General features: G+C 42.2%; 16 protein-coding genes. 1 reads left to right on the forward strand and 15 read right to left on the reverse strand.

Annotation, left to right across the window (positions count from 1 at the left end; all coding sequences use genetic code 11):
• Positions 1–8 precede the first annotated feature (8 nt).
• The 6 genes from QR42_RS10840 to QR42_RS10865 all read right to left on the reverse strand — a co-directional run bounded on the left by QR42_RS10840 (position 9) and on the right by QR42_RS10865 (position 7,798).
• Positions 9–1,001 carry a thiamine pyrophosphate-dependent dehydrogenase E1 component subunit alpha gene (locus QR42_RS10840; protein ID WP_039179824.1) on the reverse strand — a complete coding sequence of 331 codons (993 nt, stop codon included), beginning with the start codon at positions 999–1,001 and terminating at the stop codon, positions 9–11.
• 17 nt (positions 1,002–1,018) lie between these two features.
• Positions 1,019–2,443 (reverse strand): dihydrolipoyl dehydrogenase, encoded by a 1,425-nt coding sequence (lpdA, locus tag QR42_RS10845; RefSeq protein ID WP_039179827.1) that lies wholly within the window; start codon positions 2,441–2,443, stop codon positions 1,019–1,021.
• Complete coding sequence (buk, locus tag QR42_RS10850; RefSeq protein ID WP_039179830.1) at positions 2,433–3,554, reverse strand: butyrate kinase; 1,122 nt, start codon at positions 3,552–3,554, stop codon at positions 2,433–2,435. The genes lpdA and buk overlap by 11 nt, the downstream gene beginning before the upstream one ends.
• 33 nt (positions 3,555–3,587) lie before the next feature.
• Positions 3,588–4,682 carry a branched-chain amino acid dehydrogenase gene (gene bcd, locus QR42_RS10855; RefSeq protein WP_003215658.1) on the reverse strand — a complete coding sequence of 365 codons (1,095 nt, stop codon included), beginning with the start codon at positions 4,680–4,682 and terminating at the stop codon, positions 3,588–3,590.
• A 26-nt stretch (positions 4,683–4,708) separates the two neighbouring features.
• Positions 4,709–5,602, reverse strand: coding sequence for a phosphate butyryltransferase (yqiS, locus tag QR42_RS10860; RefSeq protein WP_039179832.1), 894 nt, complete (start codon positions 5,600–5,602; stop codon positions 4,709–4,711).
• Positions 5,603–5,725: 123 nt separating this feature from the next.
• Positions 5,726–7,798 (reverse strand): sigma-54 interaction domain-containing protein, encoded by a 2,073-nt coding sequence (locus QR42_RS10865; RefSeq protein WP_039179835.1) that lies wholly within the window; start codon positions 7,796–7,798, stop codon positions 5,726–5,728.
• A gap of 149 nt (positions 7,799–7,947) precedes the next feature.
• Here QR42_RS10865 and QR42_RS10870 point away from each other — a divergent pair, with 149 nt between their 5' ends.
• Positions 7,948–8,184, forward strand: coding sequence for a DUF2627 domain-containing protein (locus tag QR42_RS10870; protein ID WP_039179838.1), 237 nt, complete (start codon positions 7,948–7,950; stop codon positions 8,182–8,184).
• 36 nt (positions 8,185–8,220) lie between these two features.
• On the opposite strand, the gene QR42_RS10875 is transcribed toward QR42_RS10870, so the two are convergent.
• The 9 genes from QR42_RS10875 to dxs form a co-directional block, all read right to left on the reverse strand.
• Positions 8,221–8,958 carry a glycerophosphodiester phosphodiesterase gene (locus tag QR42_RS10875; RefSeq protein WP_039179841.1) on the reverse strand — a complete coding sequence of 246 codons (738 nt, stop codon included), beginning with the start codon at positions 8,956–8,958 and terminating at the stop codon, positions 8,221–8,223.
• 228 nt (positions 8,959–9,186) lie between these two features.
• Positions 9,187–10,287 (reverse strand): Rap family tetratricopeptide repeat protein, encoded by a 1,101-nt coding sequence (locus QR42_RS10880; protein WP_039179845.1) that lies wholly within the window; start codon positions 10,285–10,287, stop codon positions 9,187–9,189.
• A complete protein-coding gene (locus QR42_RS10885; RefSeq protein ID WP_039179847.1) occupies positions 10,275–10,472 on the reverse strand; it encodes a hypothetical protein in 198 nt (65 codons plus the stop codon). The genes QR42_RS10880 and QR42_RS10885 overlap by 13 nt, the downstream gene beginning before the upstream one ends.
• A 271-nt stretch (positions 10,473–10,743) precedes the next feature.
• Positions 10,744–11,547, reverse strand: coding sequence for a sporulation transcription factor Spo0A (spo0A, locus tag QR42_RS10890; protein ID WP_024422935.1), 804 nt, complete (start codon positions 11,545–11,547; stop codon positions 10,744–10,746).
• Between the two features lie 284 nt (positions 11,548–11,831).
• Positions 11,832–13,109, reverse strand: a complete 1,278-nt coding sequence (gene spoIVB, locus QR42_RS10895; protein ID WP_039179850.1) for a SpoIVB peptidase — start codon at positions 13,107–13,109, stop codon at positions 11,832–11,834.
• A gap of 198 nt (positions 13,110–13,307) precedes the next feature.
• Positions 13,308–15,041, reverse strand: coding sequence for a DNA repair protein RecN (gene recN / locus QR42_RS10900; protein WP_039179853.1), 1,734 nt, complete (start codon positions 15,039–15,041; stop codon positions 13,308–13,310).
• A 33-nt stretch (positions 15,042–15,074) separates the two neighbouring features.
• Positions 15,075–15,524 (reverse strand): transcriptional regulator AhrC/ArgR, encoded by a 450-nt coding sequence (gene ahrC, locus QR42_RS10905; protein ID WP_024422938.1) that lies wholly within the window; start codon positions 15,522–15,524, stop codon positions 15,075–15,077.
• Positions 15,525–15,742: 218 nt separating this feature from the next.
• Positions 15,743–16,597, reverse strand: coding sequence for a TlyA family RNA methyltransferase (locus QR42_RS10910; RefSeq protein ID WP_039179856.1), 855 nt, complete (start codon positions 16,595–16,597; stop codon positions 15,743–15,745).
• Positions 16,594–18,495 carry a 1-deoxy-D-xylulose-5-phosphate synthase gene (gene dxs, locus QR42_RS10915; protein WP_039179859.1) on the reverse strand — a complete coding sequence of 634 codons (1,902 nt, stop codon included), beginning with the start codon at positions 18,493–18,495 and terminating at the stop codon, positions 16,594–16,596. Before dxs ends, QR42_RS10910 begins: the two co-directional genes overlap by 4 nt.
• Between the last annotated feature and the right edge of the window lie 13 nt (positions 18,496–18,508).

Consider the following 18,508-nt stretch of genomic DNA (forward strand, 5'->3'; position numbering starts at 1 on the left):
CTTCCCCCTTACTCCGCATACACGTAACGAAGTGCGCTTTCTGCTTCAGCATAAGCTGCGTTTTCCGCTTCATCAGTGGCTTCGTTTACGATTTGCATGATTTCTTTTGTCATCTCTTCTTTCATTTCAGAAGTCATGACGTTTCCTTCGATTAAATACGTTTCATATTGGATGAGCGGATCTTTCTTTCTTGCTTCGAGCACTTCTTCTTTTTCTCGATAGCTTGAGTCATCGTCATCACTTGAATGCGCAGTTAAACGGTAAGAGATTGTTTCAATCAATGTCGGGCCTTCGCCTCTTGCCGCACGGTCTCTCGCTTCTTTGACAGCGGCATATACTTCAAGCGGATCATTTCCATCTACAGTTACGCCAGGCATCCCATATCCAATCGCACGATCTGAAATGCGTTCACAGGCCACTTGTTTGTCATATGGTACGGAAATCGCGTACTTATTGTTTTCACACATGAAAATAACAGGCAGTTTATGCACAGCAGCGAAGTTAGCGCCTTCGTGAAAATCTCCTTGGTTTGATGAGCCTTCACCGAACGTGACAAAGCTGACAAAGTTTTTCTGCTCTAATCGTCCAGCAAGGGCAATTCCCACCGCGTGAGGAACCTGCGTTGTTACAGGTGAAGATCCGGTCACAATTCGATTTGCTTTTTGTCCAAAATGCCCCGGCATTTGTCTTCCGCCTGAGTTTGGATCGTCTTGTTTTGCGAAACCAGACATCATTAAATCTTTTGCTGTCATCCCAAAAGCAAGGACAACCCCCATATCACGATAGTAAGGTAAGACGTAATCTTCTTCTCTATTAAGGGCAAATGCAGCACCGACTTGCTGCGCTTCTTGCCCTTGACAAGAAATGACGAATGGAATTTTCCCTGAACGGTTTAAAAGCCACATCCGTTCATCGATTTTTCTTGCTAGAAGCATTGTTCTATATATATCAATTGCTTGTTCATCTGATAATCCTAATTCCTGATGACGCATGTTACTCATCATGTTTCCCTCCTTGATTAAAAATGGATCGCCTTCCCGTCAACAGCAAGGGCTGCCTCGCCAATCGCCTCTGATAAGGTCGGATGCGGGTGTATCGTCTGTCCCACTTCCCATGGGGTTGCATCAAGTACTTTGGCTAATCCAGCTTCAGATATCATATCTGTTACATGAGGACCAATCATATGAATTCCTAAAATATCATCTGTCTTTTGATCGGCAATGATTTTGACGAATCCATCAGACTCCCCGTACACAAGCGCTTTTCCAATCGCCATAAATGGGAATTTCCCTATTTTGACTTCAAAGCCCTGCTCTTTTGCCGCCTGTTCAGTGAGTCCTACACTAGCGGTTTCTGGGTGAGAGTAAACACATTTAGATACGAGCGTTTCATCGAGCGGCTTTGGATCTTTCCCAGCCATATGTTCAACAGCAATCATACCTTCGTGAGAAGCCACATGTGCCAGCTGAAGCCCGCCGATGACATCTCCTATTGCGTAAATATGCGATTCTTTCGTTTGATAATGTTCATTCACGACAATGCCTTGTTTTTCGGTTTGGATGTCCGTGTTTTCAAGACCTATGCCTTCGATATTAGGTACTCTGCCGACTGAAAGAAGGAGTTTTTCCGCTTCGAACGTCTGAATGTCTCCATCCTTTTCCGCTTGAATTGTCACGAGATTTTCCTGCTTTTCTACGCTATCTGGCAGTACCTTCGCATTTGTCACAAAGGTGATGCCTTTTTTAGATAATAGCTTTTCCATTTCTTTAGAAATGTCATGATCCTCTGTTGGTAAAATACGGTCTGCAAACTCAATCACAGTGACGTTCACACCAAAATCATTGAGCATAGACGCCCACTCGATTCCGATCACTCCGCCTCCGACAATGAGCATCGACTGCGGAAGCTCTGGCAGTTCAAGTGCATCATCTGATGTGAGGATGTGTGTTCCATCTGCTTCAAGCCCTGGCAGCACCCGCGGTCTTGAGCCTGTCGCGATGATGACCTGCTTTGGAATAAGCATTTCATTTTCCTCTCCATTTGCCATTTCTACGGAGATCGTTCCTGGCATTGGCGAAAAGATAGATGGGCCAAGAATACGGCCAATTCCTTCATATACATCAATTTTCCCTTGTTTCATTAAGTGTTTGACGCCGCCTGCTAGTTTTTCGACAATCTCTGTTTTTCTTTTTTGCACACTCGCAAATTGCAAGGCAATGCCGCCTGCCTCAACTCCAAAATCAGCTGCGCGTTTGACGGTTTGATATACTTCTGCACTTCTGAGCAGCGCTTTAGACGGAATGCAGCCTTTATGAAGACATGTTCCGCCGAGCTTTTCTTTTTCTACAACTGCTGTTTTCAATCCAAGCTGTGAGGCACGGATGGCTGCTACATAGCCGCCTGTGCCTCCACCAAGAATGACGAGGTCATATTCAGTTGCCATGACTTGTCACTCCTTTCTTTTCCTGTTGATCATTTGGGTATTCTTTCGGTGATTCTTCTTCTTTTAAAATACGAAGCGCACCTTCCGCTAACGATTGCAGCTCATTTTCACCTGGATACACGACAACATCTGAAATCCAGTCAATATAGCCGCGAATACTTGATGTAATTTGTTTGCTGTACGCAAGTCCGCCTGTTAATACAATGACGTCAACTGCTCCTTTTAAAACAGCGCTAGCCGCACCAATTTCCTTGGCAATTTGATAGCACATTGCTTCATAAATGAGCGCCGCACGCTCATCACCTGCTTCAATCATGCGTTCCACTTTTACAGCGTCTGTCGTGCCAAGATAGCCCGCTAGCCCGCCTTCACCAATAATGCGTTTGAGCATTTCCTCTTGGGTATACTCACCCGAAAAACAAAGATTTACAAGATCACCTGTCGGCAAGGTTCCCGCACGCTCAGGACTGAAAGGACCTTCGCCATGCAGACCGTTATTCACATCGATGACTTTCCCTTTTTCATGAACACCAATGGTGATACCGCCGCCCATATGAGTAATAATCATGTTTAAATCTTCGTAACTTTTTCCAAAAGAAGCCGCTGTTTTTCTTGCGACCGCTTTTTGATTTAATGCATGAAAGATGCTTTTTCTTTCGATCGTTGGCAGCCCTGAAATACGAGCAATTGGCTTTAGTTCATCCACCACAACTGGATCGACAATAAAAGCTGGGATATTCAGGCCAAGTGCGATTTCTCTCGCGATGATTCCGCCGAGATTAGATGCATGCTGGCCGGCATATCCTTCTTTTAGATCTTTCACCATTTGCTCATTGACTTCATATGTGCCTCCTTCAATCGGACGAAGGAGACCGCCACGCGCGCACACTGCATCAAACTTTGAGATATTCATCCCCTGTTCATGCAGTGTTTTCAAAATGGTTTCTTTGCGGAAAGAAAATTGATCAATGATATGAGGAAACGACTTTAATTCCTCATCTGTATGTCTAAGTGTCGTTTCAAAAATAGAACGTTCATTATGAAACACACCAATTTTTGTTGAAGTAGAGCCAGGATTAATCGTGAGAATACGCCATTCTTTTGTCAGCAAAAACAAAACCTCCGTTTCAACTCATTCTTCCAATTAGCGACGACTTAAAATATGTTGACCATTTTGCAAGAATTGACTTCTTGATTTGCGCATTCTTTCAATTCGCTCTTCAGCCAATCGGTCTGCCGCTTTATAAGTTGGAATGGCATCACGGTTTGAAATTTCAATCACACGTTCAATATTTTGATAAATGCCTTCGACTTTTTTCATCGCACGATCTGCATTATAGCCATAAAGCTCATCAGCCACGTTAATCACACCGCCTGCATTAATCACATAGTCAGGAGCATATACAATCCCCATTTCATGGATAAGGTCTCCGTGATGCGTTTCTCTTAGCTGGTTATTTGCAGCACCTGCAATCACTTTTGCTTTTAACTTAGGAATGGTTACATCGTTAATGGTTGCACCAAGTGCGCACGGTGCATAAATATCACATGCTTGATCATAAATATCGTCAGGATCGACTGCTTTTGCGCCGAAGTCTTCAACAGCTCGCTTGACAGAGTCTTTGTTGATATCTGTGACAATAAGCTGTGCGCCTTCTTCGTGCAGATGTTTACACAGATTGTAGGCCACATTTCCAACACCTTGGACAGCAATTGTTTTTCCTTCTAATGAATCTGTACCGAAAGCAGCTTTGGCAGCGGCTTTCATCCCTTTATATACACCGTAAGCAGTGACTGGAGACGGATTTCCGGATGAACCAAATGCAGGAGAGATCCCTGTGACAAAATCGGTTTCTTCATGAATGAGGTCCATGTCTTCTACCGTTGTACCGACATCTTCCGCTGTAATATAGCGGCCATTCAGCCCTTGAATGTAACGTCCAAAGGCACGGAACATTTCTTCGTTTTTGTCTTTTCTCGGGTCACCGATGATCACTGTTTTTCCGCCGCCAAGATTAAGTCCTGCTGCCGCGTTTTTATAAGTCATTCCTCTTGCTAGACGCAGTGCATCCTCAATAGCTGCTTCTTCGTTTTCATACGTCCACATTCTCGTTCCGCCTAGTGCAGGTCCAAGTGTTGTATCATGAATCGCAATAATCGCTTTTAAGCCAGACTGCTCATCCTGACAAAATACAAGCTGTTCATAATCGTATCGTTCCATATATTTAAAAAGTTCCATTGTGTTATTCCTCCTATTACTTCCGCTTAATTTGATGTACAGATGGCAAGCGCAATTGAATAAAGCTTACTTTCAGCTGAATCAGACCGGCTTGTTAAAGCAATCGGCGCCTTGGCTCCTGCCACCACAGCTCCCACCTTCGCATGTGCAAAGTAGATGAGAGATTTATAAAGAATGTTTCCTGCCTCAATTGTTGGCACAAGCAAAATATCTGCATGGCCGGCTACATCACTCGTAATATTTTTATGAGAAGCTGCCGTTTGAGAGATGGCATTATCTAAAGCAAGAGGCCCATCAATCAGGCATCCAGAAATTTGCCCCCGCCGATTCATTTGCGCAAGACTTGCCGCAGTTAAAGTTGAATCCATTGCCGGATTCACGACCTCGACCGCAGAGAGCACTGCAACCTTTGGCATGTCGTTTCCTACAGCTTGTGCTACTTGAACAGAATTGATCGTAATCTCTTTCAGCATATTTAAATCGGGCGCGATGTTCATCGCAGAATCCGTGACATAAATAAAGCGGTCAAAGCCCGGTACTTCGAATGCTGCGACATGTGATAGGACACTTGCTGTCCTGAGCCCATATTCTTTATTCAGTACCGCTTTTAAAAGAACGGCTGTCGGGACATGCCCCTTCATCAAAATATCTGCATGCTTCTCGCTCACTGCCTGCACGGCTATTTTGGCAGATTCTTCGGGAGAATCTGAATGAATAATATCTATCCAGTCCTCATCGATTGCATGCTGTTTCACTAGCTCCTTCAGGTTGCGTTTGTTCCCAACCAGGAGAAAGCGAGCGACCTTTCGCTTAATTGCCATCTTGATGGCATGAAGCACTTCTTCGTCTTCTGCATGAGCCACAGCCGCCGTTTTATTCTGCAGCTGGGCGGCTTTCATAATCAGATCGTCAAGCTTCATATATGCCCACCTTTCCTTGTGCTCGGTTCATGTTTTATATGCAAGTTCCGTGCCAGTTTGAAATGCAGTAAAATGAGGCAGTTTGCATGACATTCGTGCAACCTTTTGCAGTTTACATGCATTTTATTGCATGCTATCTTTTGCAAGTTGATATTTATCCATTTTATAGTAAAGGTTCCGTATGCTGATCCCTAACGTTTTCGCTGTTTTCGTGCGATTGAATTGATGCTTTTCAAGGGTTTGTTTAATCAGCTGCGCTTCAAATGCCTCAACAGCATCCGAAAGCGTCTCTCCCTCAAATTGACTGACAGCCAGTTCCTGGTGCTCTTTTTCTTCCTGATCTTCAGACTCCATGAAAGAAATATGCCCCTCATCAATCCATTCTTCTTGTGGGTTTAAAAAGATCATGGCTCGTCCAAGTACATTTTCAAGCTCTCTTACGTTTCCAGGCCACTTATATGATCGCAGTCTATGAAGCGCCTGTTCTGTTAACCCGCGAACGTTCCGTCCATAGTCTAAATTGATCTTTTGGATGAGACGTTTGCTTAACGAATCAATATCCTCAAGGCGCTGCCTTAGCGGCGGGATAGAGATCGGGTATCTGTTCATGCGATAATATAAGTCCTCTCTGAACTTTCCTTCCGCCATCGCTTTTTCAATATTGACATTTGTCGCCGTGATGACACGAACATCGACTGGTATGGCCTTTGTTCCGCCTACTCTTACAATTTCTTTCTCCTGCATGACGCGCAGCAGCTTCGCCTGTGTACTTGGCGTCATCTCACCAATTTCATCTAAAAAAATGCTGCCTTGATTCGCCTCTTCAAACAGTCCTTTTTTCCCGCCGCGCCTTGCACCAGAGAACGCTCCTTCTTCATAGCCAAAAAGCTCTGACTCTAAAAGGGTCTCAGATAAGGCTGCACAGTTGACCCGTACAAAGCGATTATATTTTCGGTCACTTTCATTGTGAATGGCGTGCGCAAACAGCTCTTTTCCAGTACCTGATTCTCCCCGGAGTAAAATGGTGGCTGGCGTTTTTGCGCCTAGCTTTGCCTGCTCAAGTGCCACAAGCATTTGCTCACTTTCTCCAATGATGTCTTCAAATGTGTACTTTGCTTCAAGTGTCCGGATAAGCTGCCTTGCTTTATTTAATTCATTCGTGAGTGATTGAATTTCTGATACGTCATGAATGACGCCGACACTGCCTTTTAAGATGCCATCAACGATGACTGGCGCTACGTTGACGATCACATCTTTTTTATTCGGCCCGACTTTCATTCTGACGCCTCGAACCGGTCTTCTTGTTTCAAGCACCTTCAAATGCATGCTTTCTCCTTCAGAAATATCTGCACCCGCTGGTTTCCCCACAACTTCTTTATCTGTTAATCCAGTCATTTTCGTATAAGCTCGGTTGATCAAGATCCCTTTTCCCTGCTCATCAACAACCGATATGGCTTCATCCGACGATTGAATGATCGCCTCCAGCATGGTTCGCACTTCTTTAAGGTTGGTTACTTCCTCCGCAAGCTCAACGGCATCTGTAATATCTTTAAAGATGGATAAAGCACCTAGCATTCTCCCCGCGTCATCAATAATTGGCAAACGCGTTGTGACAATTTGTATTTGCTGGTTCAGAAATTGTTTTTGATTAAATTCTGGCTCTCTCGATCTTAAAATGTCGGGAAGTTTTGTGTTTGGGATCACTTCTCGTATGTCGCGGCCAATCGCATCTTTTTGCGAACATCCAACCATTTTGGCCGCTGATCGATTAAACAGGACGACTTCTTCGTCCATGTTTATAAAAATCATCCCATCGTTCGTTGCATTAAAAATGCGGTCATGCTTATAGGTTTGTTCCTTTAATATTTGAATTAGCTGTTGTTTTTCTGACATTAATTCTGATATGACGTAAGCCATTGAACTTGGAACAATGACAGCATGCTCCGGCTTTTCTTCCATCAGCTCTTTCAGCACTGCTGAACTGCCTGTTGTTTCAATGATGATATCAATGTCATCTTTTATGTATTCTTTCCAATCCGTTGTCGTATCAATTCCATTCTTTTTCGCTTCTGCCATCCCCGGTGCCTCAAGATCAAGGTCGGCGATCGCAATGATTTGAATCATATTTGTTTTCAGCAATGTTTCTAGCAATGCTGATCCACCCTGTCCTGCACCGACAATCAAGACTCTCTGCATCCCGTTACCCCTTCATATGAAAAAATTTGCACACCATATTTTTCCGTTGCAAAAAATTGCACAACTCTTATATTACCACGTTTTCCTTTCTTGACAAAATATTTTTTGAATTAGACAATGGAAGTAAATGACGTTTAAGGGGACATTTGATGGGGAGAATACTTGCACTAGTGATTATTTTAATACCTGGCGCGCTTGCTGCACTTGGGATTAAGCTGCTGCGTGACACTGTTTTCGGCATCATCATTGCACCATTTCCATTTTTATGGCTGCAAGGAATTGCAGGGTTGTTATTTTTAGGGGGAGGGCTTTATGTAGTGGCTGGCTTTATTTTATATAGAGACCGTAAACGAAATAAAGTGACTGCTCGCTTTAAGCAGAGATAAAACGTGAAAAAAAGACCCGCTGATGATAGCAGGTCTTTATTTCATTTCTTCTCTTATTTTCACGGCCCGGTCAGGAAAATCAGTGAAAATGCCATCAACACCTAAGGAAAACATGTTTTTCATTTGCTTTTCACTGTTTACTGTAAACGGCCTGATTACTTGCTCAGATGCATGGAGAGCTGACACAACCTCTTTGGTCACGCCTGCACCCTTAATATTCGGATGATAGCCTCTTGCTGGTACTGTTTTTATATACATCTCAGGCTGATGAATCACATCCATTGTGAGAACAGCAAGTTCAACATGCGGCATCAGTTTGTGAAAAAGAGCTAAACTGCCGTGATGAAACGATGAAACAAGTACACGGTCTTCTATTTGAAAATGCTCGATTTGTTTTTTTACTTTCTCCTCGATACCAGGATATCGATAAATGGAGTTTTTCAGTTCAATATTGATGATCAATGATGATTGCTGCGTCACTAGCTCTAATACTTCCTCTAAAAGAGGAATGGATACAGCACCGGTTTCTTCATAAAAAGAATGACTCGCATCTCCCGCTTTTAATTCTTCATATGTATGGTCTTTCACTAAACCTTTCATATTCGTTGTTCTGTTCAGTTTCTCATCGTGAATGACAGCAAGTCTGCCGTCTTTCGTCAGCTGAACATCCAGCTCAATTCCGTCAGCTCCCGAATGGAGTGCATGCTCGAAGGCTATCATGGTGTTTTCAGGATAAATGCCTTTAAAGCCTCTGTGTGCAAAAATTTTCGTCATAGGTCACCTCTAAATATGATGCTTCCTTTCATTATGACGTGTCTTTTTTCGTTTTTCCAGTTTTGAGCACATAAAAAAAACCTCTTCTGATTCGCATGAAGAGGTTGACAGATAAATTCGATCACGTAATCGCTCTGATGGCTTGCTCTGTCGTCTCTGCGTCAAGAGCAAAAAGGGAAGAAACAACTGCGACTGCTGTAACAACGGTTACACCTAACAACAACTTTTTCATAAGATAACCTCCACTTTCTTTTGAAGTATTTGTGCATCGAATTTCTTTTCAAGAAAACGAATGGCATTTTGATAATCATTTCGTTCCTTGAAGTATTTCGATATTTGTTCAGACAAATCCTCAAGCTCCACATATAATCTATTTTTTTCTATGTAGTCTAATTTTTCAGAGAATACGTCTGCTGCCCCACTATTCTCGCACATCAAATCCAAAATTTCAAATTTTACTATATATTCATTATTTTGGATATCGCAGCTATACAGAATACCCTCTTTAATATATTCCCTCGCCTCTTGATCTCCTAGATGCACTAAGGCGTTTGCCAGAACATATAAAGATTGGATGTAATAATGACTATTGTCACGGTGAATTTGAATGCCCATTCCTTTTTTTGCATAATGTGCGCTTTTTTCATAATCATGCTTTGCATAATAAAGAACAGCTAAATTGTGATAGCATTTCCCAATCAGCACTTCATTGTTAATGCGCTTACTTTTCTCAAGTGCTTCTTGATACTTCTCCTCTGCTTCATCGAATTGGAACAAATCAATACAATTACTTGCATGTAAAATCAAGCTGTCAATTGCCTGCGCTGTATACTCTTCATGTGCTTTGAATGTATCGATGGCTTTTTTAATATGATTAATGGATATGAAGTTTTGTTTCAGTTCGTAATAAATTGAAGCAACCTTATGGTGAAAAGTTCCTACTTCAAGGTCTTCATTCACACGTTTTAGCCGCTGTTCTGCAATTTTGTAAAAACTAATGGCTTCATCATACTTTTTCACATATGCAGCATATTGGCCTTTGTAAAAGTAAAAATAAAAATTAATAATGTCATCTGCCTTCTCATCGAGCGTTCCGACACTTTTCATAATTTGATTGGCTTTTTCAATATTTCCAAGTAACATTTCATGTCTGCCGTCAACAAGCTGATAATAAAGGAGAACTTCACGGTCTTCATCTGTATTTTTTAGCAAATTCTGAATTTTCTCTTTATAGATAGCAGATTTTTCTAAGTCATTCTGAGAAATGACCCTCGTCCACTTGCTAATTTCGTTCGCTACCTCAGCAGAGTGGATTTTCAGCTTTCCCATAACCTCACCCTCTTCTTTTCATTATTATAGCATAGTAAAAGAATGTGAAAATTATTAAATTCGACAATGGGAATATTCAGTTCAAATGGCACAATCTCTAAGAAGCCAGTGACTTTAAAACGCCAATCAATCAGGTCAATAGAAATAGAACTTTCGATCTCGTTTGCTTTAATTACCATTTCCATAAGACCTTTTCCTCTCATCCTTTTTCTTACGAATGAGCGTTTTCTTCTTCTATTTTGAAGACTTCATGATCGATTGGCGCAGCTGATTACCACTACTTTATGTCTTTTTTATTTTTTTCATGCTTTATTTTTCATTTTATTCTGAAAATAAAGCAGCCCGTTTGTCCAATTTAAACATTAAGATGATTTTATCAACCTAACCAATTTTTGACAACATGTTTCAAAATAAAAAAACGTCTCAATGAAGAAACGTTTTTTCATGAAAAATAAACTAGCTAGCTCTATGCTCTAATCGCAAACGATCAGCTACCATGGCAATAAATTCTGAATTGGTTGGTTTCGCTTTTGACATGCTGACAGTATAACCAAAGAGTGAGGAAATGGAATCAATGTTCCCTCTGCTCCAAGCGACTTCAATGGCATGACGAATTGCCCGTTCCACCCTGCTGGCGGTCGTGTTAAATTTCTTTGCAATGTCTGGGTACAACACTTTAGTAATGCTTCCGAGAAGCTCAATGTCATTGTACACCATAGAAATCGCTTCTCTTAAGTATAAATACCCTTTAATATGAGCGGGCACGCCAATCTCATGAATAATGGTCGTAATGCTCGCATCTAAGTTTTTACGTTTCGGTTCAGGTTTGTTGCGAAGAACACTGTTTTGGATTGATGAAGAGCGATGGGTAACTTGTGTGCCGTTTCCACTGACTTGACGAATATGACCTACTAGGTTTTCCATATCAAATGGCTTTAAAATGAAATAAGATGCGCCCAAATCAACTGCTTTTTTCGTGACATCTTCTTGTCCAAAGGCCGTTAGCATAATCACACTTGGCTGTTTTGTCATTTCATTGTTTTCACGGAGGCGTTCTAGTACAGCAAGACCGTCTAAATGAGGCATAATAATATCTAAGAGGAGAACGTCGGGCTCTTTATCTTTAAATAATGTCAGGCATTCCTGACCATTATACGCCACGCCAAGTACTTCCATATCTTCCTGTCCCTCAATGTACTCTGTCAAAAGGCCAACAAGCTCTCGATTGTCATCAGCTACACACACTTTAATTTTCTCCACGTTCTTTCCTCCCCAATGTCGATTCCTTTAGTCTTTTGCATTTCTCTTCTGAGTGTTCAATTCGACAAAACCATGCTATCCCCTTTAAAAAACTTTAATTTTCCGAATAATAGAGCATTATCTAGCTTTTTCTATGTTTTTCTTAAAGAATCGACGATTATTGCAATTTGACAACATGCTTTTTTCCATTTTGTCGAAAAATCTCTTTTTCCTTATTTTATAACATGATGGAAGAGAAAGAAAGGGTAGAAAAAACTGCCGGAAGATTCGCGGCAGTTAAATGATCAACTTGCTTTTTTGTTTTTTTGATAAAGGTCGATTCCTGCTTCGGACAGCATCCATTCAATGTGTACGCCGTACCCGCTAGTCGGATCATTGACGAATACGTGTGTGACAGCTCCAATGACTTTGCCATTTTGAATGATGGGGCTTCCGCTCATTCCTTGGACGATTCCGCCCGTTTTACTTAAGAGCCGCTCATCTGTTACCTTCAATACCATTCCTTTAGTTGCTGGGAATTTCTGCGGTGTTGTGCTGACGATTTTAATATCAAACTTCTCCACTTTATCATGATCCACAACGGTTAAAATTTCTGCTGGGCCTTCTTTTACTTCATTTGATAAAGCGACTGGAAGTGGTTTATCTGCTACATGATTTTCAAGCTTTTCGGTTAACGTACCAAAGATACCAAAAGGGCTGTTGCGGGAGATATCTCCTATTGTTTTTCTTTCGGAAGAAAATCTCGCCAATTTTTCTCCAGGATTGCCTCCTGTACCTTTTTCAATCGATGTCACGGTTGATCTGACAATTTCGCCATTATCGACAACAATTGGTTTTTTTGTATCCATGTCAGAAATCACATGCCCAAGGGCACCATATTTTTTAGATGAAGGTTCAAAAAAGGTCATCGTGCCGATTCCTGCTGCAGAATCACGAATGTAAAGACCAATTCGATAGATGCCTTCACTTGCATCTTTTGCGGGTGTTAATGTTGTTTGAAAGGTTTTATGATCTCTCTTTATGAGCAAACGAAGGGTTTCACCCGTTTTCCCTGCTTTCTGAATAAATGGGGTGAGGTCATTCATTTTCTCCATTTTTTGACCATTGATTTCAATGATCATATCCCCTGATTGAATGCCTGCGGCTTCACCTGGTGATTTTTTGCCGTCTGCTGTTGTGATTTGATGAAAACCTACAACGAGAACTCCTACAGAGTGGAGCTTGACGCCAATGGATTGTCCTCCAGGAACGACTTTTAATTCAGGGAGAACATCAACTTTTGTTTTCTTAATAGGAAATCCTTTAAAATCATAAACAATTTCGGCTTTTCCCGCCTTTTGTCCTGTAATATCCAGCTGATTCTCTTTCTCTGAAAGGCTAAAGGCTGGCGAAGAAGCATTGGCTGACGCTTCAATCGATGTGTCAATTGAGTGCTTCTGTTTTTCAAATACAGCAACATTTGTTGGAATGCTGATGTATTCCTTCACTATGCTCATAAACCCTGTACTTATTAAAGAAACAAGGAGAATCACACCAATGGCTTTTCTCATCTTTTCGGGCATTCATTTTTCACTCTCCTCGCTCCTTACCCACACCAGAACACTCATGTTTTGGCTACATCTTTACTTTTGCCTTCTTCGAGAGGATTTATAACCGGCAGCTTTAGAAAATGATTGGATAAATTGATAAAAGAAAAAGACGATTTTATGGGTATATACGCCGTCTTTTACACAACATAAAAAAGGCAGCTGATGATTCAGCTACCCTGTTGTTTTGACATCATTTGCTTGGTGCAATAGTTCTTTTGCGTGCTGTTTTGTCAGCTCTGTGACTTCCACACCGGCAATCATCCGGCCAATTTCACTCACTTTTTCTTCATGACTTAATGGTTTGACACTCGTCAGTGTTCTGCCCGCTTTTGAGCGTTTCGAAATGAAGAGATGTGTGTCAGCCATTGCGGCTACTTGAGGCAGATGTGTAATGCAGAGCACTTGTGATCCAGATGCTACTTTGTAAATTTTTTCAGCAATGGCTTGTGCGACTCTGCCGCTGACGCCTGTATCAACTTCATCGAAGATAATGGATGTGACGTCTTGTTTGGCTGAGAAAATACTCTTCACAGCGAGCATGACACGTGAAATTTCTCCACCTGAGGCTACTTTCGATAAAGATTTCATCGGTTCGCCTGTATTTGTAGAAATGACAAATTGTGCTTGGTCGATTCCATTTTTCCCGAGCTGGACAGGTTTTCCGTCTAATAGCGGACAATCGGTGCTTCCAAAAGGCGCATATCGAATAGAAAAAGCTGTGTCAAATGAAGACTTCTCCATATACAAATCCTTGAGCTCCGTTTGGATTTGCTTCGCTAGCTTTTTGGCCCATTTTTTACGCAGCTCCGAAACGTTAAGTGCTTCCAGCAGGGCATCACGGCTCATCGCATCCAGTTTATTCTTGAGCGTCTGCAGATGGCTGTCTCGATTTTGAATTTGATCGATTTCTTCTTCAATCTTCGCCGCATACTCCAAAATTTCCTCAACGGTTGTGCCGTATTTTCGTTTTAACTGCTTCATTTCATTCAGCCTGGATTCAATAAAATCAAGACGAGCCGGATCGAATTCTAATTGATCCAGCATGCTTCGCATTTGGAAAGTTGAATCCTCTAATAAGTAGTAGGAATTCGATACTTGTTCAGATAGCTTTTTCAAATCATCATTGATCTCAGACACTTGCTCAAGCTCGCTTGAGGACATGCCAACCCAATCTAGTCCTCCTTGCTCATTACGCAAAGCGTTATACGCGTTTTGGAGTGAGGAATAGATTTTCTCGTAGTTGCTGATTTGATGACGCTCTTCCTGAAGCTTCTCATCTTCTCCCGGCTCTAACTGCGCTGCCTCAATCTCCTCTAGCTGAAATTGCAGTAAATCTAAGCGGTGCACCATTTCCTGCTCATTCTCGGACAGCTGCCTGAGCTTTTGAGCCGTCTTCATATATTGATCATATGCTTCTTGATACTGCAAGAGAGCTGGTGCAATTTCTTCTGCTCCAAATTGATCGAGCAAATGCAGATGATTTTCATCTTCCATAAGCAGCTGGTTATCGTGCTGACCATGTATATCAAGCAAAAGCCGTCCTACTTCACGTAAAAGTGAGATGGTGACAAGCTTTCCATTAATCCGGCAAATGCTTTTCCCGCTGTTGTTAATATCACGGCGGAGGATCATCATTTCATCTGATGCGTCAATTCCCTGCTCTTCGCATAGAGCAAATACAGGATGATCGGCTGGTACAAGAAAAAGCCCTTCCAGCTCTGCTTTTTTTTCACCGTAGCGGACAAATTCAGAGGACCCTCTTCCTCCCACGAGAAGTGAGACAGCATCAATCATGATGGATTTTCCGGCACCTGTTTCCCCTGTTAGGACCGTGAGTCCTTTTTCAAATGAAACCGTTAACTCTTCAATGATTGCAAAGTTTTTAATGGTTAGTTCTGCTAACACTCATTTGACACCTCTTTTAGTAAACCTGATTCTTTATAGAAGCTCTAAAATTTTGCTCGAAACTGTCTCTGTATCATCTGGAGTGCGGCAAATGATTAAAATGGTATCATCTCCGCAAATCGTTCCCATAATTTCTTCCCAATCTAAATTATCCATTAAAGCACCGATTGCCTGAGCATTACCCGGCATTGTTTTCAGAACAATTAAATGACTGGCAGCATCCATTTTAATAAATGCATCCATTAGGGATCGTTTCAGCTTTGACAGCGGGTTAAACCGCTGATCAGCAGGAAGACTGTATTTATATGTTCCATTGTTCGTCGGAACTTTCACTAAATGTAATTCTTTAATATCTCTAGAAACGGTCGCTTGTGTGATGTTATATCCATCGGCTTTCAAAATATCGACCAATTCATCTTGTGTTTCAATTTCTTGGCTTGCAATGATTTCTCTAATTTTAATATGCCTTTGACCTTTATTCATATTTGACCCCCCTAGGCGTTTTATTCTCAGTTTGTCTTTACGTTCTATGTTATATGATGCACACTTCAAAAAACAAGCATTACGTGAGATCCAGCCGATTTCGTCTTTTGACCATGTAAAAAGGAAGACAAAGGGCTAAAATAAAGATCATTTTAACCCTTTGTCAACAATCTGAAAAGGAATAATAGCGAGCTATTATTCCTTTTGTATCAATCATCTCATGTGTCAGCCGGCTCAGGGCTGTTTTTCTTTTCTTTCAATACAGAATGGGCTTCCTTCACGACTTTCTCAAGTTCTGAAACCGGAAGCGCCGTATTCTCCTCTTGATCAGGATGAAGCACTAAATGAAGCAGAAATTCAATATTTCCGTCTCCACCAGTGATAGGCGAAAACGAAACATCCTTTACATCATAGCCTTCTTTAGCAGCAAATTGATTCATCTCTTCTAGTACACCGAGGTGGACAGACGGCTCGCGCACGATGCCTTTTTTCCCAACAAGCTCTCTGCCCGCTTCAAATTGAGGCTTGACGAGTGCAATACAGTCCCCACCCGGAACAAGAATATGCTTTAAAGCTGGCAGAATGAGTTTAAGTGAAATAAAAGATACATCAATTGAAGCCACTTCTGGCAATCCTTCAGTAAAATCAGCTGGGATGGAATGGCGAAAATTGGTGCGCTCCATGACGATCACCCTGTCATCCTGCCTTAATTTCCACGCAAGCTGATTGTAGCCAACGTCTACAGCATATGATTTGACCGCTCCATTTTGAAGAGCACAATCCGTAAATCCGCCTGTAGATGAGCCAATATCAATCAGCAATTTCCCTTCAACTGTCAGGTCAAATTCTTTGAGCGCTTTTTCGAGCTTTAACCCGCCTCGGCTTACGTATTTGAGAGGATTCCCCTTCACTGTGAGCGGAGTATCACGAGCAATTTTCTCTCCTGGTTTATCCAAACGGTTTTCATTTGAGTAAACGATTCCTGCCATGATGGCACGCTTTGCTTTCTCTCTTGTTTCCATTAGTCCTTGTTCGACTAATAAAACGTCAAGTCGTTCTTTCTTTGATGTCATGATCCAATTCCTTTTCTTGGTGCTGCGGGAAGCAGGCCACGCAAAGTCTCAGCAGCCTGTGCTTTCGTCAGACCAATTTCTTCAAGCAGGGCATCAACACTTCCATGCTCAATAAATTGATCTGGGATACCCATCCGTTCTACTTTGATATGTGATGCTTTCTTGTCGTGTACATATTCTAATACACTGCTGCCAAACCCGCCTTGGAGCACAGCTTCTTCAATCGTTAAAATCGGAATCCCTTCAGAAAGAATGTCATGTAGCATCGCTTCATCAAGCGGCTTAATAAACCGGGCGTTGACGACACGAATTGATTTTCCTTCTTTTTGAAGTTCCTCAGCTGCTTGCAGCGCCATTTTAATCGTCGTACCGAATGTTAAGATGACAGCATCTTTCCCTGGACGAAGAACCTCCCAAGACCCAATCGGAATGGTTTTCAGCTGTTCATCCATTTTCACGCCCAGCCCATTTCCGCGCGGGAAACGCATGGCAATAGGACCGTCATCATACTGAATGGCTGTATTGACCATGTGCTGACCTTCATTTTCATCCTTCGGCATCATGAGCACCATATTCGGCATATGACGCATGAAGGCAATATCAAACACACCTTGATGCGTTTCTCCATCTGCACCGACAAGACCCGCACGGTCAATCCCGATAAATACATTGAGGTTCTGGCGGCAAATATCATGCAGCACTTGATCATAAGCTCTTTGCAGGAACGTTGAATAAATCGCTAAAAATGGCTTCATATCCTGCGTCGCAAGCCCAGCTGCCATTGTGGCTGCATGCTGCTCAGCAATTCCTACATCAAACATTCGCTCTGGAAATTCCTTTGCAAAGCCTTCAAGTTTTGAGCCAACAGGCATCGCAGGTGTGATGGCCACAATTCGCTCATCTTTCCGCGCAAGCTTTCTGACTGTTTCACTGACAAGACCACTCCATGACGGGGCAGCTGCTGCTGGCTTTACAAAATCACCTGTATCAATTTTGTATGGACCTGTGCCGTGCCAAGTCCCAATTTTATCGGATTCTGCCGGCTGATAACCTTTTCCTTTTTTCGTGATGACATGCAGCAAGACAGGACCTTTTGTTTTCTTTGCATATTCAAGGTTTTCAAAAAGATCTTCATAAGAATGTCCATCGACAGGACCTAAGTAAGTGAATCCCATTTCCTCAAAGAACATGCCAGACACAAGTAAATACTTGAGGCTGTCTTTAATACGCTCTGCTGTGGCAGCAAGCTTTCCGCCTACAGCTGGGATCCGCTTGAATAAATATTCGAGCTCGTCCTTTACCCATTGGTATTTGCCTGCTGTGCGCAGTCTGCCAAGCATTGTGTGAATCGCACCGACGTTTGGTGCAATACTCATTTCATTATCGTTTAAGATGACGATCATATCTTTCTTTTCATCACCGATATGATTCAGAGCTTCCAGCGCCATACCTCCGGTTAATGCACCATCTCCGATAATCGGCAAGATATATTCATCTGTTCCTTTAATATCACGCGCCGCCGCCATACCCATCGCGCCAGATAATGACGTTGAGCTGTGGCCTGTTTCCCAAACATCATGCTCGCTTTCGTTTCGTTTAGGAAAACCGCAAAGTCCTTTATATTGACGAAGTGTATCAAACTCCGCCCCTCTTCCAGTTAACAGCTTGTGAACATAAGACTGATGTCCAACATCCCAAAGGAATTTGTCTTTCGGGCTGTCAAATACTTTATGAAGGGCAACCGTAAGTTCAACGACACCCAGGTTCGGACCGATATGCCCGCCAGAGTTAGCCAAGGACTCAATTAAAAACATGCGAATGTCAGCACTAAGCTCCTCTAATTCTGCTATCGACATTCCTTTTAGAAACGTTGGATTTTTTATTGATAAAAGATCCAATCAGGATCAACTC

It is taken from the genome of Bacillus sp. WP8, assembly GCF_000800825.1.
Lineage (GTDB): Bacteria > Bacillota > Bacilli > Bacillales > Bacillaceae > Bacillus > Bacillus safensis.